This window comes from Bacteroidales bacterium (assembly GCA_012517825.1).
Classification (GTDB): Bacteria; Bacteroidota; Bacteroidia; order Bacteroidales; family JAAYUG01; genus JAAYUG01.
Window position 1 is genome coordinate 19,868 of sequence record JAAYUG010000029.1, and the last position, 21,951, is coordinate 41,818.

The following is a 21,951-nucleotide window of genomic DNA, read 5'->3' on the forward strand; positions in this document are numbered from 1 at the left end:
ACCAAAAATTTGTGCATCATGAAAAAAGCATGGTTATTTGGCTTTTTCCATGCCATGGTTATTTCGGCGTGGGGACAATTCGCTCTGCATGGAACCGTCAAAAGCACTGACGGAGATCCTCTGGCGGGGGCAAGCATCGTTGTTGAACAGACGTTTCACGGAACCTCAGCAGGTCCTGATGGTTCTTTTACAATTCAAAAACTGAAGCCCGGAACGGTTTCCCTCCGGGTGTCCTTTCTTGGCTACGCAACAGCTATCAGGGAAGTAACGGTTCCGTATGAAGGAGAACTGTCCTTCGTACTGGAACCTTCGCCGGTTCTGGCCGATGAGGTGGTAGTAAAGGCAACACGGATGGCAGGAAAAACTCCTTCGGCAGTAACCCTCATCAGCAGGGAAGAAATTCAGCAAAACAATATCGGCCAGGATATGCCCTTCCTGCTTTCGCTCACTCCTTCGCTGGTTCCGACATCTGATGCCGGAAACGGAATAGGATACACCAATTTCCGAATCCGGGGTTCCGATGCATACCGGATGAACGTGACGGTGAATGGCATTCCCCTCAATGATGCCGAGTCACAGGGTGTATGGTGGATCGATCTTCCCGACATTGCCGCCTCGACCGAAAACATTTATATTCAGCGGGGTGTAGGGCCTTCTACCAACGGAGCAGGAGCATTTGGTGCGACCATCAGCCTTCAGACAAATACCCTGCGGCCCGATGCTTATGCTACCGTCGATCTGGGAAGAGGTTCCTACAATACACGCCGCACCTCATTGTCACTTGGCAGTGGCCTTATCAACAGACATTTTACCTTCGATGCCCGCCTTTCCAGAATTCATTCAGACGGCTACATCGACCGGGCTTTCAGCAACCTCGACTCCTGGTTTGTATCCGGGGCATGGTATGGCCAGGGCCAGATTATCAGACTGAATGTTTTTTCGGGGAACGAACGCACTTATCAGGCATGGTATGGAGTGGAAAAATCCATCCTCGATACCAACCGCCGGTATAATCCCTATACCTACGACAACGAAACCGACAATTACCGGCAAACACATTACCAGCTTATCTGGTCAAGGGAATTTTCACGGCATTTTTATCTGAATGCCGCCCTGCATTACACTGCCGGGAAAGGTTACTACGAACAGTACAAAAAAGACCGTTACCTTCCCGATTACGGGATGACCCCAATCGTGACGTCTGATACGGTTTTCGATATTTCCGACCTCATCCAGCAAAAATGGATGGATAACGATTTCTATGGAGCGGTTCTCTCGTTTCATTATCGCACAGGCAAAATAGAAGCCATTGCCGGCGGAGGAATAAACAATTATCTGGGCAACCACTTCGGAAAGGTTATCTGGGCGCAGTATGCCGGTGAAAACCCCATCCGCCACGAATGGTACCGGAACAAAGGAGACAAACTCGATTACAATACCTATGTAAAAGTAAATTACCAGATCAATTCCTCCCTGTCGTTGTTTGCCGATCTTCAGTTCAGAGGCATTGCCTATCGTCTGAAAGGAATCGACGACTACCGGGACAACAATGGCCAGCCTGTCGATATTCAACAAACCCATGACTACCGGTTTATCAATCCGAAGGCCGGAATCTTCTGGACAATTTCACCGGGTCAGGATTTCTATTTTACCTTTTCCACCGGCCAAAGGGAACCCACACGGCAAAATTACCTCGATGCCACCCCATCCTCCGTCAAACCCAGACCGGAACTCCTGTTCGACTACGAAACCGGGGCCAACATCAGCGGTGCCAGATGGAAGGCAAATATCAACCTCTTTTACATGGACTACCGTAACCAACTGGTCTATACCGGAAAACTTAATGATGTGGCGTATCCCATCATGACCAATGTTCCCAGCAGTTATCGCACCGGAGTTGAGATGGCAGTTACAGCACGGCCGGCGGGCTGGGTTACCTGGCAGGGAAATCTGGCACTAAGCAGGAACAAAATCAGAAACTTTACCGAATACGCCGATTACTATGATGCCGATTACAACTACCTGGGCAACAAACCCAAAGACCTTGGCGAAACCGACATTTCCTATTCTCCTTCCATAACAGGAGCTTCGAACCTGGAATTTCAGTTTCTGAAAAACGCTTCCGTCACTTTGACAAACCGGTATGTTGGTTCGCAGTATTTCGACAATACTTCCAGCAGGGAACGGATGATTGACGCGTATTTTGTCAGCGACCTGCGGCTTGCGTACAACCTGCATCCGCGTTCCCTGAAAAATATAGCTCTTCAGTTTCAGATTGTCAATCTCTTTAATGAACTTTACGAAAGCAACGCCTACGGAGGCAACTGGTATGTTGATGGCCGTGAGCAGACATGGGCCTATTATTTCCCTCAGGCAGAGCGGCATTTTCTGGCAGGTGTCCGGTTTGAATTTTAAATGATACCACGTAAGATGCATGCGGTTCAGGTTTCATCCTGCCGCATGCATTGCTATTGTCCCACATTGCGCATCAGTTCGCTTGCTCTCCTGATGTGCAATCAGGGATTATCATTACCTTTGTTTCAAAGCTACGGAGAAATGAAAGTTTTTACAGTACAACAAATACGGGAACTGGATGCTTTTACCATTGCCCATGAATCGATTGCATCCGTTGAGCTCATGGAAAGAGCAGCAGCAGGCTGTACCCTCTGGCTCACCAGCCATTTCCCCCCGGAAACTTCTTTTCTTATTTTCTCCGGTGCAGGAAACAACGGTGGAGACGGTCTGGCAATAGCCCGTCAGTTGTTCTACAGAGGTTGCAGGGTTACGGTTTGCATTCCGGAAATGGGTCTGAGGCATTCTGATGATTTTGAAGCGAATTTTGAGAGGCTGAAAAAAATTCCCCGCATTGAGATTCTTCAACCTTCCCGTGCAGAGGATCTTCCAGTTCCCGGCAACGGCACGGTAGTTATTGATGCCCTGTTTGGTTCTGGGCTATCCCGTCCCCTCTCCGGTTTCGCTGCACTGGTGGTAGACCATATCAACCGTCACAGCACCTGCACCGTTGCTATTGATATTCCTTCGGGCCTTTTTGGGGAAGACAATGGGAACAACCCCGGAGAAGCAATTATAAGAGCCTGTCATACCCTGAGTTTCCAGTTTCCGAAGCTGGCATTCTTTTTTGCCGAGAACTATGAATTCACGGGAAAATGGCACATCATTCCCATAGGCCTTCATGAGGACGCCATCCGGAATACGGATACCCCCTATTTCTTTCTAGCCCAAGCAGATGTTAGGGCATGGGTCAGGCCGCGGGGTACTTTTTCGCACAAAGGCACTTATGGTCATGCCCTGATAATTGCCGGAAGCCATGGAATGATGGGAGCGGCTGTGCTGGCGGCACGGTCGGCGGCACGGGCCGGAGCGGGGCTGGTTACCTCCCACCTGCCCGCATCATCTGAAATGATCATGCAGGTTTCAGCCCCCGAAGTTATTATCAGCATTGACCCGTCGAAAGAAGTGTTTTCCCGCGTGCCCGAAATTGGCAAATATACTGCAGTAGCTATAGGCCCGGGCCTGGGCACCCGCAAAGAAACAAAAGAAGCCTTCGTTTCCCTGCTCTCTGCATGGCGCAGGCCGATGGTACTTGATGCAGATGCACTGAATATGCTGGCAGCCGACGCTTCCCTCCTGGAGCTTGTACCCGAAAACAGCATTCTGACGCCCCACCCCAAGGAATTTGTCAGGTTGTTCGGCCTGTGGGAAAATCCATGGGAACGTCTGCAAAAAGCCCGGGAAATTGCTTCCCGGTACCGTATTATTCTGGTAATGAAAGGCGCCTATACTGCCATTGTCTGTCCCGACCAAACCGTCTGGTTCAACAGTACCGGAAATCCGGGCATGGCCACCGGAGGAAGCGGAGACGTACTTACCGGTATCATTGCCGGGCTCCTGGCACAAGAATATCCGCCACCGGATGCAGCCCGGCTGGGTGTATTCGTTCACGGACTTGCCGGAGACCTTGCCGCCCGCAAAACAGGACAGCATGCCTTACTTGCCGGAGACATTGTGAACCACCTGGGAGAAGCATTTCTCCTGCTGGAAAAAGAAAAGTAGACAACAAGAAAAAAATTCTACCTTTGCCTTCCTGCTAATTAACTATGACAATACGTACCATTTTTCCCTTTGCAGTAATTATCATCCTGGCAACAGCAACATCCTGTTACCAGACAACCAGGATTTCTTCCGTGCCGGCGCAGGAAGCAATACCCGCTGCATCCGGAATTTACTATTCCCTGCCCTTTACAACATTTGTTATTCGGGTTGAAACGGAACAAACCCTTTTCATTCCCGGGCCTTATGCCGCTTATGCCGAAAAATACCTTGGCATAAAAGATGCCCGGACAGATTTCCTGGAAAACTGGAAAATCACCAACGTGCAATTTGAAACTGCCGTTACTTCCGATCCTTCTCAGTGGTACTTTCTGAAATGGAACACAAGGTGCCCCCTGCCGGCTCTTTACAGACAGCTTGCAGAGCAGGGGATGATTCTTGATTCGCCGGGGAAAAACAACATTACGGCTTTTCTCCCCAAGGCATCCGGAGACATCGCCCTTCTGCAACCGGTATTTTCTGATGTGTCATACACCGACTATTTTGTCGAAAAAACAGATACCCTGTACAAAACCATCTTTCAGGACTCGGTATTTGTCAAAATGCCGGTATTCCGCAAGCATGTTCAGCAAAAAAACCTGGAAGAGAAGGCTTCGGAAGCAGCCCATCTGATTCATAAATTGCGAAAACGCCGGTTCAAAATCGCCGCGGCCGATTATAATGTCCTTCCCCAGGGAGAAGCAATGAAGGCAGCCTTTGACGAACTCAACCGCACCGAAGAAATGTACCTTTCGTTGTTTACCGGTAAAACGATCTCACGGAAGTATGTAAAAACTTTCCTGTACACGCCTTCCAAAGACCAGCCTCTGGAAACCGTCCTGGCAAGATTTTCATCCGCTTCGGGCTGGGCTGAAGAAAAAGCTGACGATGCGCTTCCGCTGAGAATAGTCATGGTGCCCTCAGAAAGAAATCTTCCTGGAACAGTGTCCGAAAAGGAAAAGAAAAAGAAAGACGGAGAAAATACCATCTATTACCGTTTGCCGCTTCCTTCAGAAATCCGCTTGTTCCTCGGGCCTGATCTGATTTTCCAGACGGGCACATCCGTTTATCAGATGGGAACCCTAACCGGCGCTAAGGTTCATCAGAATATTTTCTGCCGGTAACACGAAATAACTGATATCTGCCATCCTGTCTTATCTGACCTGCCCCTGGAAAGTCTGAAGAAATTTATCGTAGGCCATTTTTTTGTACAGGTCTTCCCTGATATATTTCAGAATTGGTTCCAGGTCTTTTGCCTGACGAAATCCGGGAATAGCACCTAGCAGCTGAAGGTTTTCATCCAGATAGGCCATGGAAGGATAGGACAGCTGGTTGTTCAGCAGAGCTGCCGCCAGTTCATGGTACCCTCTTCCGCCATTGCTGATAAATTTGAACGTATGATTCTGAAAGACCACATCCTCGCGTTGTTCAGCATTGAACTTTACGGCATAAAAGTTCTCATTGACATACCGCACAATCACGGGATGACTGAAAGTTTCCGCATCCATTTTCTTGCACCATCCGCACCAGTCGGTGTAAACATCAATAAGGATTTTCCTGGGATTCTTTTTTGCCAGTTCAACCGCCTGCTCAAAAGTAAGCCAGTTGATTTTCCCTTCGGTAGTCTGTGCCCTCAGAAGGCCGGGAAAAAAGAAAGAAAATACTATAAGGCTGATTATAAGATATTTATGCATTCCGTATCCGTAATAATGTAAGCGAAGATAATATGTTTTCAACAATTTTCAGTCCGGGAAGTTCACAGTTTTGATTTCGTTTTCCGTCCTTTAATTCTTGCTGCACAACAGGTTCTTTTATAATCCGAAATTCGTATTATTTTTGAATCTTGCGAAACTGAAAACAACTAATCTATTTTGTATGTCAGAACAGAAAAAGTTTATTCCGTTTGTGTCGGCCGAAACAAGGATGGCCGAATTTACCCTGAGGGCATTGCTGATCGGACTGGTGCTGGCTGTGGTGCTGGGTGCCGCCAATGCATACCTTGGACTGAAAGCAGGGATGACGATTGCAGCCACCTACCCGGCTGCGGTGATAGGGATGGCCATTCTGAAGGCTGTCCGGGGATCGGTGCTGGAAGAAAACTTTGCCCGTACGGTGGGTTCCATTGGCGAATCGGTTGCTGCGGGAGCCATTTTCACTCTTCCGGCCTTTTTCATCGCCGGAATCTGGGATCCCTTCTTCACACCAGGACATTATCTGACTTCCACGGTTATTCTGATCGCAGGAGGCTTGCTGGGAATCATGTTTGTGGCCCTTCTGCGCCGGGTAATGGTTGAGGATGCCGAACTTCCCTTTCCCGAGAGTGTTGCAGCCGCTGAAATCCACAAGAGCGGCCGTTCAAGCGGAGGTGGTTCAAAATTCCTTTTCAGTGCCATGGGTATCGGAGCACTAATTCAGGCTCTGGGACAAACCAACTTTTTCAAAATCACCTATGACAAGTTTATCACCTTTAAAAGCCAGGTTATTAATAGTACCGCCATCAAAGTAAAGGGAGGCGCCCTGATCAGCACCCCGGGTGTCAGCCCGGCCTATATGGGGGTTGGGTATATTATCGGACCCCGGCTCGGTGCACTCAACTTCAGCGGCGGCCTCGTAGCATGGGGGTTGCTTGCCCCTCTGGTCTATTTCTTTATTTCCCCGTACATCACTCCTGAATACCTCAGCGAATGGGCGTCCAATTTTATTGCTGCCTATCCGAAATACTCCATGGACGAAGCCATAAAGATGGTTTCCTCTCCCACCTACCAGATTTCTCGTATCTGGCTTCTGATCGTACGTCCTGTGGCCATCGGAGGCATGCTGATGGCGGCCATGTACACCCTTTACCGCATGCGAAAAAGTCTGTTTGCCGGAATTTCCCGTTCCATCTCCGACGTTAAGAAAGCAGCTACCGGAACTACAACTTCCCTCCGCACGGAACAGGATATTAAGTTCTCATGGATCATGGCTGGTATAGCCCTGGTAGCAATTACCACCTTCCTGATCACCTATTTTGTTTTCAAAACTGCATTATTTCCTGCCATTGTGGCTGCCACGGTTTTGATCATCCTGGCATTTTTCTTTGCCGCCATATCCGGATACCTTGTTGGTATTATGGGTTCGAGCAACAACCCCATCAGCGGGCTTACCCTGACGGCACTGCTGGTTACAGCATTGATCCTTGTGGCCATTGGCGTGAATGCCCAGACAGGTGGGGTGGCAGCTGTGCTTGGTGTGGCAGCCATTGTTTGCGTTTCGGCAGCCGTTGCCGGCGAAATGCTGCAGGACCTTAAAGCCGGACATATCCTCGGAGGGACCCCCTGGAAAATGCAGGTGGGCGACATCATTGGCGTAGTGCTGGCAGGCGCTGTTATGTTTATCGTGCTCGACTTTCTGAACAGGGCTGATATTGCCCAGGGCATGCAGCAGAACTATGTAGGAGGCTTCGGAAGCCGCAACCTTTCAGCCCCCCAGGCAGGTCTGATGGCTATGCTCTCCCGTGGAATCGTGGGAGGAGATATGACCTGGCCCCTCGTTATTTTCGGCATGTTCTTCGGCTTCGGCCTCATCCTGATGCAGGTAAAAAGCCCCATGCTGGTTGCTGTGGGTATGTACCTCCCTCTGGAAACCACCTTCGCCATTTTCATCGGAGGCCTTGTGAGAGGGATTGTTGACCTTATGGTGGAAAAACGACAGCTGAACCCTGCTCAGAAAGCCCGTGTAGAAAACGTAGGCATCCTGCTGGCTTCGGGGCTTATTGCCGGAGAAGCACTTACAGGCCTTGCTTTCGCCCCCTTCCGGATTGCCGGCATTGACCTGAGCCAGAAATGGTATGAACCCCATGTGCTGATCGGGCTTGTCATTATACTCCTGATCGGTTACCTGCTCGTGCGCGTTCCCCTGCGTAACGCCGGAAGACCTGATGAACCAGCTCCTCCGTCAGCCATGATGTAAAAGTTGAAATTTAACCCATGAACTTCTTCAAACGGAGGCGGATTTTGAAAAGTACCAGTTTGCACGACCTGGTACCGGTGCGCATTGTTACCCGCTGGGAAGAAATATCCACGCCCGGGGGAATAAAAATTGACCTGAAAATTCCCCGCTTCCGGAATGAAAAATTTGCCCGCTGGTTTCTTCCTGCGGGAAAATCGCCTTATATTACCCTGCACCTCGATGTACGAGGATCAGCTGTATGGCAACGGATCGACGGAAACAAGACCCTTGAACAGATTGCTGAAGAACTGAAGGATGTGCTGGGAGAAAATGCCCTGACCCGTACCGGGGATTATTGCTCACGGCTTTATGCCAACGGATACATAACGTTCCGACAACTTCAGGATTAAAATATTAACCTTAAATGCCTAACATTATGAGCAATGAAATACTGAATCTCGAACCGCGGAATGTGTGGAAGCACTTCTACAGCCTTACCCAGATTCCGCGTCCTTCAAAAAAGGAAGGAAAAGCTGTTCAGTTTGTAAAGGACTTTGGCCGGCAGCTTGGCCTGGAAACACATGTAGATGAGGTGGGTAATGTGGTGATCAGGAAACCGGCCACCCCCGGTATGGAAAACAGGAAAATGGTTACCCTGCAGTGCCATCTCGACATGGTTCCCCAGAAAAATGAGGGAACACAGCATGACTTCGAAAAGGATCCTATCACCCCGTATGTTGACGGCGAATGGGTAAAGGCAAAGGGCACAACCCTCGGCTCCGATAACGGGATGGGTGTTGCTGCGGCCCTTGCTATCCTCGAATCGAAAGACATTCCGCATGGCCCCATCGAAGCCCTGTTTACAGTGGACGAAGAAACGGGCATGACCGGAGCGTTTGCCCTTAAACCCGGACTCCTGAAAGGCGATATCCTCATCAACCTCGATTCGGAAGACGAGGGCGAACTGTACATTGGCTGTGCCGGCGGTATGGATGCTGTTATTCAGATTCCTTACCTTGAAATTCCTGTTCCCGAAGAACATATACCCTACAAACTCTCACTCACCGGGCTAAAAGGCGGGCATTCAGGCCTCGATATAAACCTGGGCCGTGCCAATGCAAATAAGCTGCTGTTCCGCTTCCTGAACTTCGGGAATGATGAACTCGACATCCACATTGCTTCCGTTAACGGCGGAACCCTGCGCAATGCCATCCCCAGGGAAGCCTTTGCCGTGGTTATGGTACCGGAAGACCGTCAGCAGGCATTTCTTGAAGCAGTTAAAAAATATGAAAAAATCTTCCAGGCAGAATATAACCAGACGGAACCGGATCTTAAGTTCTCTGCAGAAAAAACGGAAAAACCTGAACGCATACTAAACCCCTCAGGGCAAACCAGGCTGATCAAATCGGTCTACGGATGCCCGAACGGAGTAATACGCATGAGCGACAGCGTGCCCGGACTGGTGGAAACATCCACCAACCTTGCTGTTGTAAGAACTGAAAAAGGAGGAGCCATAGTCCAGTGCCTCCTGAGAAGTTCTGTCGATTCAGCTAAGGAAGACGTGGGGCAGATGATCAGAAGCGTCTTTGAACTGGCCGGGGCTGAAGTAAAACTCGAAGGAGGCTACCCGGGATGGAAACCAAATCCCGACTCGGCTATACTTAAAACCATGAAAAACGTGTACAAAAACATGTTTGGAAAAGAACCCGAGGTTAAGGCAGTCCATGCGGGCCTTGAGTGCGGACTCATCGGAGGCATTTATCCCAATATGGATATGATCTCCTGCGGCCCAACCATCCGCCATCCGCATTCACCGGATGAAAAGGTACACATACCCAGCGTGGAGAAGTTTTGGAAATTTCTCGTTGAGACCCTGAAAAATATCCCGGCAAAATAAAAAATGACATATTCCCGGGAAAAGTGATGAGCCGGCTGGTAAAAACAATACCAACCGGCTCATCCTTATCTTACGGTTCATCCTTTGGAACTTATCTCCTTCAGAATCTCCTTGTTTTTTAACTGTACTTTTTTCCCTTCCAGTTGTATTATGCCATCATTCTCAAACTCAGCTATTACCCTGCTTACACTCTCACGGGTAGCATCGACAAGATTCCCGAGTTCTTCCTGTGTAAGAGGAATGCTGAACGAATCTGCGTTAAAAATCCGTTCTGAAAATTCAAGCAGAACATCGGCAATTTTACCTCGTATCTGTTTCTGCGTACGATTGGCACACCGGTAAAACACCTCCAGCTCGTTACGGCATAGTTCAATCATAATTTCGTATGCAAAATCTGAATTACTTTTCAGAAGTTGTTTAAAAGTGCCCATATCAATAAAACATACTTCCGAACGTTCAATGGCTGTTACAGAATACTGGTTTATTTTATCGCCGAAAGTCGTCGGTAAGCCAAGGTAACCGGGAGCCTTAACGATACGGACAATCTGATCGTGATGCGGCCCGTTAATATGCACTTTGACAAGCCCGCTGCGCAAATAGGCAACATTTGTCGAAAACACTCCCTGCCTGATAATCGAGTCCCCCCTGTTAAATGATGCCGTAATGCAATTGAAGGAAAGCTGTTCAATCTCCGAATCCCGAAGCCGGGCAGCAGCACGGGATTTGATCGAACAATTTTTGCAGGAAAGTTCCATGGAAAAGTGAGTTTTTTGTACCAGAGTATTGAATGTATATAACTGATTATCAGATACTTAATACATCATTAACGCATTTAATTAATAAACTTTTCAGAGCCCAAAAGTAACCTTTTTGTGATATACATCACATTTCTTTTTAAACTACTTTACAACAGAAACTGTAAAACTCAGGCCGGATTTGCCTTCTTTTGTTAGCCAAATAACAATACTGTTATTTTAATCACAAAAAAACCTAATACTATGAAAAACAAAAAGTTATGCATTGGACTTTACACAGGCAGCGTTGATAAACTGACCGCTGCGGGAATTATACTTAGTGGCGCAGTTGCCAACGATATGGAAGTTGACATCTATGTCCTTCTTCAGGCAGCCAGGGCTTTCAGAAAAGACATCGGCGACAATGCCGACAAACTGAACATGGCTGAAAATGCTGAACTTAAGGAAGAATTTCTGGCTTCATTAAAGAAGCTCAACGTAAAGACCTGGGTTGAATTTTTTAAAGAAGCTAAAGCCCTTGCCAACGTTAAAATTCACATTTGCGGGACGGCAGGGAAAATATGGGGCGCTGAAAAACTGGACGATTTTATTGAACTGGCCGATGATATTGTTGGTATTGGGGCATACATACAGGCGGCTGAAGAAGCAGATGTAAACTTATTTATTTAACTCCATTAACTTCATGGAAACAGGTATTACGAACATTCAGGCCCAGATTGAGGAGTTGAAAGCAAGAATTGCCTTTCTCGAAAATTCAAGGAAAGATTGCCTTTCTATCGCTGTTATTTCCGGAGACCTTGACCGCATTCTGGCCACAATGATCATCGCCCTCGCAGCTGCTGCGATGGACACAAAGGTGAAGCTGTTCTTTTCCTTCTGGTCGCTGGCGGCATTGCGCGATCCACAAAAAAAAGCAAAAAATAAAGATTTTATTTCCAAAATGTTTGGTGTAATGCTTCCAAAGGGCAAAAATAAGCTTCCTCTTTCGCGAATGAATATGGCAGGCATGGGGCCTGCAATGATCAAATACCTGATGAAGAAACAGAATGTTCTGTCGCTGGATGAAATGTTTCGGCAGGCTGAAGAGCTTGGGATTGAAATTACCGTGTGCGAAATGTCAATGAACCTGATGGGTTTTAAAAAAGAAGAACTTATTGATTACAAACATCTCCGCTTTGCCGGAGCGGCAACATTTGTCAGCGAAGCAAACGAAAGCACCATGCAATTATTTATTTGAATATCCACCATTAAAAAACAATTAGTATGACAACTGATGAATTAAAAAACCTCCAACCGGCAAGAACCGTTGATGCCCGTGGCACCGCATGTCCCGGCCCACTCCTTGAAGCAAAAAAAGCTATTGGCACCATTAAACCGGGCGACATCATGGAAGTCCTCTCGGCCGATGAAGGAACTAAAGTAGACATACCAAAATGGTGCACTAAACAGGGACACGAATACCTTGGCACCATTGATGAGAGCGGGTATTACCGTATTTTTCTGAGAAAAAAATAAAGAATATGCCAGTAGCCAGTGGAAAAGCCAAAATACTGGTTTTTTCAACAGAAAAAATATCCGATCCGGCCATCGATATGGCCGGATTGCTTAAGTTGCACTATCCGTCAACGGTTTATACCATCTCGGTACCGTGTTCCAGCAGCATTAAACCCCGCTGGATTCTGCACGCTTATGCAAAAGGATTTGACGGTGTATTTATTGCCGCCGACGGAAGTGACTGTCCCTATGATGAATCCTGTACTGAAAAGACTGGGAACATAGTTGCTGCAACGCAGGAATTGATGAAAGAGCAGCAGATTGATCCGGCGCGATTGCGGATGGCAGCTATCTGCTCCGTTTGCAGTGAAGCTTTTGTCAGACAAATAAAATCATTTAGCGAATATCTGAGTAAAACTAGACAATAATTATGGAGAACAACCGGAGAGAGGCATCCTATGATGCACTGGTTGTCGGCGGGGGAATTGCAGGAATCGAAACAGCCCTGAATATTGCCAACAACGGATTTAAAGTATTACTGGTCGAAAAGGATCTTTCCATCGGCGGAAAAATGATCCTGCTCAGTAAAGTATTCCCCACACTCGACTGTGCGGCCTGCATTACCACGCCCAAAGTCTCGGAAGTTTCGAGGCATCCCGGAATAACCATTTTCACTTCGGCTGAAGTTCAATCGGTGGAAAAATCAGGAGACAAGGTTTTTACAGCCAGCATACGGAAAAAACCGCGGTATGTCATTGCCGAAGACTGTACGGGTTGCCAGCTGTGCGAACAGGCCTGCCCCGTTATTACTACCGATGAATATCAGATGAACCTGGTTGGCCGAAAAGCCGCATTCATTCCTTTCAGCATTGCCAGCCCGCGGGTTGCAGCCATCGATATGGAAAACTGTACCCTGTGCGGAGCATGCGAGAAAGTCTGCCCAACAAAATGCATCGATTTTACACAAACCGAAGAGTACCTGAACGTGGAGGTAAAAACGGTAATTATTGCCACCGGTTTTACTCTCTTCGATCCTCTTCGCATACCCCGTTATGGCTTTGGCCTTTATAAAAATGTCATCACCTCCATGCAGATGGAACGGCAACTTGCTCCCACAAGACCATTTCACACTATTCTCAGGCCGGGAGACGGCAAAGTACCCGATAAAGTGGCGTACGTTCTGTGCACGGGGAGCCGCGATGCGACCATCGGCAATCCGGTCTGTTCTCAGATCTGCTGCATGTATTCTGTTAAACAGGCTCAGCTCCTGATGGGTGCTTTACCTATGGCCGATGTCACCATTTATTACATCGACATCAGAGCCTTCGGTAAAGGATTCAACGAATTCTATCAACAGGCACAGGGAATGGGCGTAAATTTTGTCAAAGGAAAGGTGGCCAAAATCGTTGAAAAAGACAATGGAAATCTTTTACTGCGGTACGAAGACATTCTCAGCGGAACTGTGCGTGAAGCAGAGCATGATCTGGTTGTTCTCTCTGTCGGAGTTTTACCGAACCAGGAACCTCTGAAATATTTTCCCGATGCAAGCCTTCAGTCGGACAACTTTCATTTTGTCAGGCAGATGGATCCCCTGGCATCGCCCTCTGTCACCTCCATCCCCGGGGTATTTGTAGCAGGAACTGCATCGGGGCCAATGGACATACCTGATTCCATCCTCTCTGCAGGCTCAGCTTCTGCTGAAGCAATCAGTTACATAAGCGAGAAAAAATGAAAAACAAAATAGGTGTTTATATCTGCCATTGCGGAGGCAATATATCCGATTATGTGGACGTGGAAAAAGTCCGACAGGCTGTTGAACACGATGAAGGCGTAGCTCTGGCGAAAACCACCATGTTTGCCTGTTCTGATGCCAATCAGAAACAAATGGAACAGGATATTCATGAACAAGGACTGGATGGAGTTATTGTAGCCTCCTGCTCTCCGAAACTTCATCTGGTTACATTCCGCTCCGTTACCCAACGGGCAGGCCTGAACAAATTTGAATATGTTCATGCCAATATACGGGAACAGGATTCATGGGCACATTCTGATAATAAGCAGGGAGCTACAGAAAAAGCTATTCATCTTGTAAAGGCGGCAATAGCCAAAGTACGCAATGCCAAAGCCCTTGAACCTATCAAGGTTGACTCCAGCAAAAGCGTTGCCGTCATTGGAGCAGGGGTGGCCGGCATGAAAGCTGCCCTTTCTCTGGCCAGGATGGGAACTAAGGTTTTCCTCATTGAACAGGATCATTTTGTTGGAGGGAGAACGGCTCAATGGGACGAGCTTTTCACTTCCGGCGAAAAAGGCCCCGAATTGGTTAAAGCACTGTATGATCAGATAAGAGAGCATCCCAGTATTACATTATATACAGGGGCCAGGCTGTGGGAATCATCCGGCAGCATCGGAAACTTCACATTAACCATTGAACTTGCTCCGGCATTCATTGATGAAAATGCTGATAACAATGAGATTAAAAAAGCAATAGAAGTATGCCCTGTTTCGGTTCCCGATCCCTTCAATTTCGGCCTGACGAGCAGAAAAGCCATCTATTTCAACCACCCGGGGCAATTTCCTGAAAAAGTTGCCATCGATAAACAGGCGTGCAATTGCTGCGGCAAATGCGCCGAAGTTTGTTCAGCAATTCATCTGAAGAAGGAACCTCAGATGATAAAACTCCAGGCAGGGGCTGTCGTCTTCGCCAATGGCTTTGATCCCTATACCCCTAAAGCCGGTGAATATGGAATCGGAATTGCAGGCAATGTCATTACCCTGCCAGCGTTTAAAAGACTTGTCAGCCTGTCGGAAAAGGAACTTATTTATAACGGAAAGCCCGTACAGAAAATAGCCTATATTTATTGTGTCGGAAGCCGCCAGCCCGAAGGAGAAAATAAATACTGCTCGCGGTATTGCTGCACGGCCGCTATTCATGCCGCCAGCACGGCCCGTGAGAAGTTCCCCGGAATTCTGAATTTTCACTTTACACGGGGTGTCAGAACATACGGCAAACAGGAAATTATATACGCAGAAGCTCTCCGCAATGGCGATGTTTTTCTTCAGTCAGCTGATGATGAACTTCCGCAGGTGGATACAAGCAACGGAAAAACCATTGTCAGAATAAATGATATCCTCACCGAACAAAAAACCATAGAACTTGAACCCGATCTGATAGTGCTTGTCACGTCAATGGTAATGCGGGATCATTTGCACACCGAGACCCTCTTCAAAATACCCAGGGGCAGAGACAACTTTCTGAAGGAAATTCATCCCAAGCTTCGTCCTGTTGAAACAGTAATTGACGGAATTACCATTGCCGGCACCTGCCAGGGACCTATGAATATTACCGAGTCAGTCAATTCTGCTCTTTCAGCGGCAACCAAAGCTTTTTCCTATGTCAGGAAGGGAGAAATTGAAATTGAACCCGTTATTGCCGAAATCAACAAGGACCAATGCACCTGGTGCAATAAATGTGCTGAGGCCTGTCCGTTTGATGCCATCAGAAAGGTGGACGCTGAGGGCAAATCAATTGCAGTTATCAATAATTCGGTTTGCAAAGGTTGCGGAATGTGCCTCCCGGTATGCCCCACTGATGCTATCGAACTCGTCACGTACTCCAACAAGGAAATTGAAGATATGATCGACATGCTTGCTGCAGATTAACTAACAAAAAAAGCTATGGAGCCAATTAAAGGACAGACATATAAATATTTACGCGAAAAACATCCGGTATCCGACAAAGCAAAGGAGCAACTCAAACAATTTACCCGCATCAAAAAATCCATCCTTGAAAATCTCAGAGAGAAGGAAATGACCATTGCCGAGCTTTCGGAAAAACTTTCCATGCCCCGTGAAGAAGTTGTTTACTATCTGATGACCCTTATGAAATACGGACTTATTCAGTTGGGCAGTATTGATGATATGGATGAGTATTATACTTATAAGATTAAGGAATAATGGCAACAATTAATCCCGGTTTAACAAAGGAATTAAAAAAATACGGAACATTTGACTTCTCCGCCTGTTACAATTGCGGCACCTGCACTGCCATCTGTTCTCTGACCAATGAGCAGGAATCCTTTCCCCGTAATATGGTCCGTTACAGCGTACTGGGTGCGGAACAGGAAATTACCTCATCATTAAAACCCTGGCTCTGTTATTATTGCGGAGAATGTTCAACACACTGCCCCCAGAAAGCTTACCCGGGAGAACTCATGATGACTCTCCGCAGATGGTTAACTGCTCAATATGACTGGACTGGACTATCAGGATTACTATATAAATCCGTATTCCTGAATGTATTCCTCTTCGTTTTTGTTGGAGCGGCCGTAATTCTGTTTGGGATTCTGAACCATTTCAACACCGAAAAAATCATGCATGCGGGCCATTTATTTGAAATGATTGCTATTGCAGGAGTATTTACTCTGATTTTGCTGCCCAACATTATCCGCATGTGGTACTTCACCATTCTGAAGCCAGGTATCAAAGTCCCGGTAAAAATCTATATCCAATCGTTACAGGATCTCGTGGTGCACATGTTTACCCAGAAGCGTGCCCTTTCCTGTGAAAACAATACATTCCGGTGGCTGGAACATTTTCTTCTGGTTATCGGTTACCTGACCCTTCTTTTTACCACAGTCTTTCTTAACTGGTTCTCAACCTCCAGCACAGGTATTGTTTTAATGGGCTATCTGGTGAGTGCCGCTTTATTTGTTATTACGTTTGATTTCGTGCTGGCACGTATAAAAAAATCAAAAGAAGTAAGCCGGTTTTCAAAACCTTCTGACTGGTTTTTTGTAATCTGGCTCTTTTTGATGGGGCTGAGCGCTTTCGTGGTACGTTTGTTCATCGACCTGAATCTTCTGGAGAAGAATTTCTGGATCTATATTTGCCACCTGATCATTCTGGCTCAGTGGGCTTTGATTATAGTTCCTTTTGGCAAATGGACCCATTTTTTGTATCGTTCCTTCGCCATGTACTTCGAAAAAATTGTTCTGAGCCAGAAATAAAAAACACAGAATCTGAAAGTTATATACATCCGATCTTTTCAGGTATAATCACCAGATAGCATTTACAACCTATCATCTTTTTTCCTATTTTACGGCATCTTTAAATTGCATTTTCGGATGCCTATTAGAGCGCTGTTTTTCAATTTAAAACTTCTCTGTATGAAAAGACTTTTCTCCTGTATGTTCATTTTGCTGGTGTTAATTTCTTCTGCCGCGCAGGCACAGAAAGGAACGGTTAAAGTATTCAGCGAAATCAAAGGCGTTCAGCTTTTTCTTGACGAGGTTTTGCAGGGAACCGATGTTACCCTGCTCGATTCGGTAACTGTGGGAACCCATTACCTGAAAGCCGTAAAAGATAATGTGATCATATTTAGTGATCTGATTACGGTGAATCAGAATGCCGTCGCCACGGTCCTGATTAAAAACACAAAGGATGTTCAGGAAAAAATGCTCGAAAGTAAGTACGAAGAAATTCAGAAATTCAAGAACAACAGGCTCGAGGTGATGCTGAGTTCCAAATATGTTACCAGTACTTCGGGTGTTTCCAACAGTATGTATTTCCCCGGCTACTATGTTGTTACCGGCACCACCTTCAGCAATTCTTCATCGACCACCGAACAGGAAACAGACTGGTTTATAGCCCGGGGAGGAAAAGTAAAAATTACCGAGATGGAGCTTGCCCGGCTGGCAGATAACCAGGATGCCGTTAAACGGATTGAACAGGTAAATGACCAGATTGACAAAAAGAACGCCCGGATCATGAAGCGCATGAATACGGGTGGAATCATGTTACTGACGGGTACAGTCAGTGTTCTTGTCGGCCTGGCTGATGTGCTTCTGGATAATTTCCTGAACGATACAGTGGCAGCGTCGCTATTGGCCGGGGGACTTTTGGTGGGAGTTATCGGAATGGCTGATCTTCAGCTATCAAACCCTGTTCCTTATCCTTCCCATTACTTAACACTTGAGGAAGCTATCCAACTAACCGATACGTACAACCGGAATCTGAAAAAATCGCTCGGATTGCCCGATAATTATGAACCCTGAATTATTTTGCCGGGAGGACTCCAAAGGATGCTTCATGGGAGATTTATTTCCTGCTTTTGCTGTTTTTCCGTGAATCCGGATAAGCCACTTTCAGCACGTCCTCGAAATAGTCAGCATAATGGATGGTCATTCCCTCCCGAAGGTATTCGGGAAGTTCTTCAAAATCTTTCCGGTTGGCGGAAGGAATTATCAGTTCCCTGATACCGACCCTTCTGGCCGCGATGGTTTTTTCCCGTATTCCTCCGATCGGAAGCACTTTTCCTGTCAGGGTCAGTTCGCCCGTCATGGCAATGCCTTCTTTTACGGGGGTATCGGTTGCCAGCGAATGCAGAGCCAGGGCCATGGTAATGCCGGCTGATGGACCATCTTTCGGAGTAGCCCCTGCCGGAACGTGCAGATGAATAAAGTGGGTCGAAAAAAAGTTCTTGTGCTTATTGTGGCGGGAAAGGATGGACTTCACATACGAATAGGCTATTTCCGATGATTCCTGCATCACCTTGCCCAGTTGGCCGGTTTGCTTAAAACCTCCTCCTTTGCCGGCCACCGCATTGGCTTCGATGTACAGGGTATCTCCACCGTATGCTGTCCAGGCAAGGCCCAGCACCACACCGGGAATACGGCGCTTGTAAAGCTCCTCGGTAGTAAAAACAGGATTTCCAAGAAAGTCCTTCAGGTTTTCCTCCGTTACCTTTATCCGCGTCGCTTTATTCTCGGCCAGCATCAGAGTGGCTTTGCGCATAATTTTGCGGATTTGCTGTTCCAGACTGCGCACCCCTGCTTCGCGTGCATACCCGTCTATTATTTTTCGCAAAGCCTTACCGGTAATCTGGATTTCGGAAGCTTTCAATCCGTGTTCCTTCCTTTCCCTGGGAATCAGATACCGTTTGGCAATTTCCAGTTTCTCTTCCAGAATGTAGCCTGGAAGTTTGATTACTTCCATGCGGTCGAGCAAGGGCTGGGGAATGGTATCCAGCTGATTGGCCGTGGTAATGAACAGGATATTGGAAAGGTCAAACCGCACATCAAGGTAATGGTCCAGAAAGTCCTTGTTTTGTTCCGGATCGAGCACTTCCAGAAGTGCCGCCGCCGGATCCCCCTGAAAGCTTGCCCCGATTTTGTCAATTTCATCGAGCATGATAACCGGATTGGCCACACCGGTGCGCTTCAGGCTCTGAATAAACTTTCCCGGCATAGCACCGATGTAGGTACGGCGGTGGCCTTTGATTTCCGCTTCATCCCTCATGCCTCCCACCGAAAAACGGTAAAACTTGCGGCCAAGCGCATCAGCAATAGACTTCCCCACAGAAGTTTTTCCGACACCCGGAGGCCCTACCAGGCAAATGATGGACCCTGAAACCTTGCCTCTCTTTATAATCGTGCTGATAAACTCCAGAATGCGCTGCTTTACATCCGTAAGTCCGTAATGGTCCCTGTCGAGTATATGCCGGGCTTTTTTGATATCCAGATTGCCTTTGCTGAAGATGCCCCAGGGCAAATCGGTAATCCATGTCAGATAAGTACGCGAAACGTGGTATTCAGGAGAATTGGGGTCGAGCATCTTCAGCTTGCCCAGCTCTTCCTCCACAACTTCCCTGGCCTCGTCGCTTAACTTCAGCTTCCTGATCCGCTTCTCAATCCGTTCAATTTCCGTGGTTTTTTCATCTTTTTCGAGTCCCAGTTCCTTCTTGATCACCTTGAGCTCTTCGCGCAGGAAAAATTCCTTCTGCTGTTTCGATATCCGCTCATTGATCTGTTTTTGTATTTTTTCCTGAAGCTGATGCAATTGGATCTCCTCCTTGAGTATCAGAAGAAGCTTTTCGGCCCGTGCATACAGATCCGTGGTTTCCAGCAATTCCTGCAACCGGTGTGGATCAGTACTCAGCATGGAGGCAATTACATCCATCATAAGGCCGGGCTTTTCCATGCCAATCTGATTAAGCGACATTTTCAACTGCTCGACAAACATCGGGTTCAGCTTCATCAAATCTTTGACACTATTGATAATGGCCATGGAATAAGCCTTCAGTTCGTCAGTAAGTATCGCTTTTTCCTCATAATGATAGTGCACATTCCAGCGCAGTTCTTCCTCTTTCCCGATACGCCGGATCATTGTAAAGCGTATTACACCCTGGGCCACAAAATTGATGTGCTCATCATCCTGCTCCAGCACCTTAAGGACTCTTACCAGGGTTCCTGTTCGATATACTTCGGAACGATAGAACTCTTCCTCGTTTATCTGCCTGACGAAAGAAACCCCCAGAAAGCGGTCGTTCCTGTCAAGTACCGATTTAATTGCCTGAACCAATTCCCGGCCTGCATAATTCAGAGGGACAGCTATCCCTGGAAACAAAGGACGGTTCTGGATGGGAAGAACCACAATATTGTCGGGATAGATCTCCGATACAAGCACTATGTTGCTTTCCCTTTTCTCTTCCATGATAAGCCATTTTTTGGGTATCAAACACTGACAAACAAGGCAACCCATTCAAAAACAAAACCATCAAAAAAAACCGGAAAAAATTTCAGCGTTTACGCCATAATGTCATAAGCGTCAATAAGCATCAGAAAAACCTTCTGATCATCTTTGTAATATAATCATATAGAATGAATGTCACAGAAATTCGATTTTTGAAATCTCTGGAAATAACTAAATCAATTAATTGATACAGATCTCTATTCATTAATGTTTTCGCGGACGTTTCCTGAACAAAAAAGCGTCCTGCAAACAGAACGCTTTATAAGAATTCAGATAAAATGATAACCTATTTAACCTTAAAAATTGTAGTATCAACAGGTTGATTAAAGGCCACTTTTGCAACTTTCTGCGCCATGCTGAACTGTCCGCCAAAATCCATAAAGGTGTTGAACGGCATTGTGAGACCGGCATCCGTTTTTCTGAAATCACTCATTGTGATGGTGATGTCGACGCTCTGACCCATCATATCTCCCTTCATCACGGTTTGAATTATCTGCCAGGAGCTGGGGTCGATGAAAAGGAACATTTCGCGGTTGGAAGGATCTGTGAGCTTAAGTTTGTAAGCATTCACTGATCCGACCTGCTCCCTGCCAACAAGTTCCAGCTTGTTTCCCTTCTGCTGGTAGTCAACAAGAGCATCACCGGGAAAGATCTGATCGCGGTTCATTTTGTACTGGTCTTCCGGCATGGGCTGAGGGTCTGAACCTCCCATCATAGGATTAACAGTCCAGCCCTCTTTATCAGTAATAACCTGAATGATTTTATTCCCCATCACTTCCATTTCGGTTCTGGCTCCCTTGCCAAAAAGTACAGTGGTTACCGATGGGGCTTCGGTTCCCATAACTTCAATTGTTTGTTCCACCGTCATGGAGGTTACCTTCGACATGGCATCTTTTCCACCAAGGGCTTCGACGTGGCGGGCAACAATCTCATCAAGGGTCTGTGCAGTAACAGGTGCAATCAGAGCAAACAAAAAAAGGATAATTTGTATTTTCGATTTCATGGTAATTGGATTTTGCAGTGCAATTTAATCATTTCTTGTTACAAATCGATTTTATTAAGAAAGTAACCTAATCCCATATAAAAAAACCTTGCAATTGGCTTTGAGACCAACTGAAAGGTTTTAAATCGCTGGAAAGACTGAACAAGAACCCTGCGCAATCCGCCACAAGGGCCGCTTCCACTCCGTTTCAGCGGGATTAACCCGGATGCCATCCCATAAGGCCAACCCACTGC

19 protein-coding genes are annotated in these 21,951 nt (G+C 46.9%); 15 read left to right on the plus strand and 4 right to left on the minus strand.

Annotated elements, in window-relative coordinates; translation table 11 throughout:
- The first annotated feature begins 18 nt into the window (after nucleotides 1-18).
- The 3 genes from GX419_02115 to GX419_02125 all read left to right on the plus strand — a co-directional run bounded on the left by GX419_02115 (nucleotide 19) and on the right by GX419_02125 (nucleotide 5,234).
- The gene (locus GX419_02115; protein ID NLI23487.1) at nucleotides 19-2,415 is read left to right on the plus strand and encodes a TonB-dependent receptor; all 2,397 of its coding nucleotides are present in this window, start codon (nucleotides 19-21) and stop codon (nucleotides 2,413-2,415) included.
- Between the two features lie 141 nt (nucleotides 2,416-2,556).
- Nucleotides 2,557-4,074 carry an NAD(P)H-hydrate dehydratase gene (locus tag GX419_02120; protein NLI23488.1) on the plus strand — a complete coding sequence of 506 codons (1,518 nt, stop codon included), beginning with the start codon at nucleotides 2,557-2,559 and terminating at the stop codon, nucleotides 4,072-4,074.
- A 44-nt stretch (nucleotides 4,075-4,118) separates the two neighbouring features.
- Nucleotides 4,119-5,234 carry a DUF4831 family protein gene (locus GX419_02125; GenBank protein NLI23489.1) on the plus strand — a complete coding sequence of 372 codons (1,116 nt, stop codon included), beginning with the start codon at nucleotides 4,119-4,121 and terminating at the stop codon, nucleotides 5,232-5,234.
- 30 nt (nucleotides 5,235-5,264) lie between these two features.
- Here the strand turns inward: GX419_02125 and GX419_02130 are convergent, their stop codons facing one another.
- Nucleotides 5,265-5,804 (minus strand): DUF255 domain-containing protein, encoded by a 540-nt coding sequence (locus GX419_02130; protein ID NLI23490.1) that lies wholly within the window; start codon nucleotides 5,802-5,804, stop codon nucleotides 5,265-5,267.
- A gap of 181 nt (nucleotides 5,805-5,985) precedes the next feature.
- Here GX419_02130 and GX419_02135 point away from each other — a divergent pair, with 181 nt between their 5' ends.
- Genes GX419_02135 through GX419_02145 form a run of 3 tightly spaced genes read left to right on the plus strand, consistent with a single transcriptional unit; the run spans nucleotide 5,986 to nucleotide 9,937 of the window.
- Nucleotides 5,986-8,061 (plus strand): oligopeptide transporter, OPT family, encoded by a 2,076-nt coding sequence (locus tag GX419_02135; GenBank protein NLI23491.1) that lies wholly within the window; start codon nucleotides 5,986-5,988, stop codon nucleotides 8,059-8,061.
- 44 nt (nucleotides 8,062-8,105) lie between these two features.
- Nucleotides 8,106-8,450 carry a PqqD family protein gene (locus GX419_02140; GenBank protein NLI23492.1) on the plus strand — a complete coding sequence of 115 codons (345 nt, stop codon included), beginning with the start codon at nucleotides 8,106-8,108 and terminating at the stop codon, nucleotides 8,448-8,450.
- Nucleotides 8,451-8,476: 26 nt separating this feature from the next.
- Nucleotides 8,477-9,937, plus strand: a complete 1,461-nt coding sequence (locus GX419_02145) for an aminoacyl-histidine dipeptidase (GenBank protein NLI23493.1) — start codon at nucleotides 8,477-8,479, stop codon at nucleotides 9,935-9,937.
- Nucleotides 9,938-10,014: 77 nt separating this feature from the next.
- Here GX419_02145 and GX419_02150 read toward each other — a convergent pair whose 3' ends face one another.
- The gene (locus GX419_02150) at nucleotides 10,015-10,692 is read right to left on the minus strand and encodes a Crp/Fnr family transcriptional regulator (protein ID NLI23494.1); all 678 of its coding nucleotides are present in this window, start codon (nucleotides 10,690-10,692) and stop codon (nucleotides 10,015-10,017) included.
- A 243-nt stretch (nucleotides 10,693-10,935) separates the two neighbouring features.
- On the opposite strand from GX419_02150, the gene GX419_02155 reads away from it, so the two are divergent.
- From GX419_02155 to GX419_02195, 9 genes are all read left to right on the plus strand, one after another.
- A complete protein-coding gene (locus tag GX419_02155; GenBank protein ID NLI23495.1) occupies nucleotides 10,936-11,361 on the plus strand; it encodes a hypothetical protein in 426 nt (141 codons plus the stop codon).
- 13 nt (nucleotides 11,362-11,374) lie between these two features.
- Nucleotides 11,375-11,929 carry an NADH dehydrogenase FAD-containing subunit gene (locus tag GX419_02160; GenBank protein ID NLI23496.1) on the plus strand — a complete coding sequence of 185 codons (555 nt, stop codon included), beginning with the start codon at nucleotides 11,375-11,377 and terminating at the stop codon, nucleotides 11,927-11,929.
- A 26-nt stretch (nucleotides 11,930-11,955) separates the two neighbouring features.
- The gene (locus GX419_02165) at nucleotides 11,956-12,207 is read left to right on the plus strand and encodes a sulfurtransferase TusA family protein (protein NLI23497.1); all 252 of its coding nucleotides are present in this window, start codon (nucleotides 11,956-11,958) and stop codon (nucleotides 12,205-12,207) included.
- 5 nt (nucleotides 12,208-12,212) lie between these two features.
- Nucleotides 12,213-12,614, plus strand: a complete 402-nt coding sequence (locus tag GX419_02170) for a hydrogenase iron-sulfur subunit (protein ID NLI23498.1) — start codon at nucleotides 12,213-12,215, stop codon at nucleotides 12,612-12,614.
- 2 nt (nucleotides 12,615-12,616) lie between these two features.
- Nucleotides 12,617-13,918: a CoB--CoM heterodisulfide reductase iron-sulfur subunit A family protein gene (locus tag GX419_02175; GenBank protein NLI23499.1), complete on the plus strand. Its 1,302-nt coding sequence runs from the start codon at nucleotides 12,617-12,619 to the stop codon at nucleotides 13,916-13,918.
- A complete protein-coding gene (locus tag GX419_02180; protein NLI23500.1) occupies nucleotides 13,915-15,846 on the plus strand; it encodes a CoB--CoM heterodisulfide reductase iron-sulfur subunit A family protein in 1,932 nt (643 codons plus the stop codon). The genes GX419_02175 and GX419_02180 overlap by 4 nt, the downstream gene beginning before the upstream one ends.
- A 15-nt stretch (nucleotides 15,847-15,861) precedes the next feature.
- Nucleotides 15,862-16,140: an ArsR family transcriptional regulator gene (locus GX419_02185; GenBank protein NLI23501.1), complete on the plus strand. Its 279-nt coding sequence runs from the start codon at nucleotides 15,862-15,864 to the stop codon at nucleotides 16,138-16,140.
- Entirely contained in the window at nucleotides 16,140-17,192 is a 1,053-nt protein-coding gene (locus GX419_02190) for a hypothetical protein (protein NLI23502.1), read from the plus strand. The genes GX419_02185 and GX419_02190 overlap by 1 nt, the downstream gene beginning before the upstream one ends.
- 159 nt (nucleotides 17,193-17,351) lie before the next feature.
- Nucleotides 17,352-18,239, plus strand: a complete 888-nt coding sequence (locus tag GX419_02195) for a hypothetical protein (GenBank protein NLI23503.1) — start codon at nucleotides 17,352-17,354, stop codon at nucleotides 18,237-18,239.
- Between the two features lie 43 nt (nucleotides 18,240-18,282).
- On the opposite strand, the gene lon is transcribed toward GX419_02195, so the two are convergent.
- Together lon and GX419_02205 are read right to left on the minus strand one after the other, a co-directional pair.
- On the minus strand, nucleotides 18,283-20,676 hold the full coding sequence (gene lon / locus GX419_02200; protein NLI23504.1) for an endopeptidase La: 2,394 nt from the start codon (nucleotides 20,674-20,676) through the stop codon (nucleotides 18,283-18,285).
- A 325-nt stretch (nucleotides 20,677-21,001) separates the two neighbouring features.
- Complete coding sequence (locus GX419_02205) at nucleotides 21,002-21,718, minus strand: outer membrane lipoprotein-sorting protein (GenBank protein ID NLI23505.1); 717 nt, start codon at nucleotides 21,716-21,718, stop codon at nucleotides 21,002-21,004.
- Nucleotides 21,719-21,951: the final 233 nt, after the last annotated feature.

Coding starts and splice junctions, on each gene's coding strand:
- GX419_02115 (NLI23487.1), top strand. CDS start 19: ATGAAAAAAGCATGGTTATTTGGCTTTTTCCATGCCATGGTTATTTCG.
- GX419_02120 (NLI23488.1), top strand. CDS start 2,557: ATGAAAGTTTTTACAGTACAACAAATACGGGAACTGGATGCTTTTACC.
- GX419_02125 (NLI23489.1), top strand. CDS start 4,119: ATGACAATACGTACCATTTTTCCCTTTGCAGTAATTATCATCCTGGCA.
- GX419_02130 (NLI23490.1), bottom strand. CDS start 5,804: ATGCATAAATATCTTATAATCAGCCTTATAGTATTTTCTTTCTTTTTT.
- GX419_02135 (NLI23491.1), top strand. CDS start 5,986: ATGTCAGAACAGAAAAAGTTTATTCCGTTTGTGTCGGCCGAAACAAGG.
- GX419_02145 (NLI23493.1), top strand. CDS start 8,477: ATGAGCAATGAAATACTGAATCTCGAACCGCGGAATGTGTGGAAGCAC.
- GX419_02150 (NLI23494.1), bottom strand. CDS start 10,692: ATGGAACTTTCCTGCAAAAATTGTTCGATCAAATCCCGTGCTGCTGCC.
- GX419_02155 (NLI23495.1), top strand. CDS start 10,936: ATGAAAAACAAAAAGTTATGCATTGGACTTTACACAGGCAGCGTTGAT.
- GX419_02160 (NLI23496.1), top strand. CDS start 11,375: ATGGAAACAGGTATTACGAACATTCAGGCCCAGATTGAGGAGTTGAAA.
- GX419_02165 (NLI23497.1), top strand. CDS start 11,956: ATGACAACTGATGAATTAAAAAACCTCCAACCGGCAAGAACCGTTGAT.
- GX419_02170 (NLI23498.1), top strand. CDS start 12,213: ATGCCAGTAGCCAGTGGAAAAGCCAAAATACTGGTTTTTTCAACAGAA.
- GX419_02175 (NLI23499.1), top strand. CDS start 12,617: ATGGAGAACAACCGGAGAGAGGCATCCTATGATGCACTGGTTGTCGGC.
- GX419_02180 (NLI23500.1), top strand. CDS start 13,915: ATGAAAAACAAAATAGGTGTTTATATCTGCCATTGCGGAGGCAATATA.
- GX419_02185 (NLI23501.1), top strand. CDS start 15,862: ATGGAGCCAATTAAAGGACAGACATATAAATATTTACGCGAAAAACAT.
- GX419_02190 (NLI23502.1), top strand. CDS start 16,140: ATGGCAACAATTAATCCCGGTTTAACAAAGGAATTAAAAAAATACGGA.
- GX419_02195 (NLI23503.1), top strand. CDS start 17,352: ATGAAAAGACTTTTCTCCTGTATGTTCATTTTGCTGGTGTTAATTTCT.
- lon (NLI23504.1), bottom strand. CDS start 20,676: ATGGAAGAGAAAAGGGAAAGCAACATAGTGCTTGTATCGGAGATCTAT.
- GX419_02205 (NLI23505.1), bottom strand. CDS start 21,718: ATGAAATCGAAAATACAAATTATCCTTTTTTTGTTTGCTCTGATTGCA.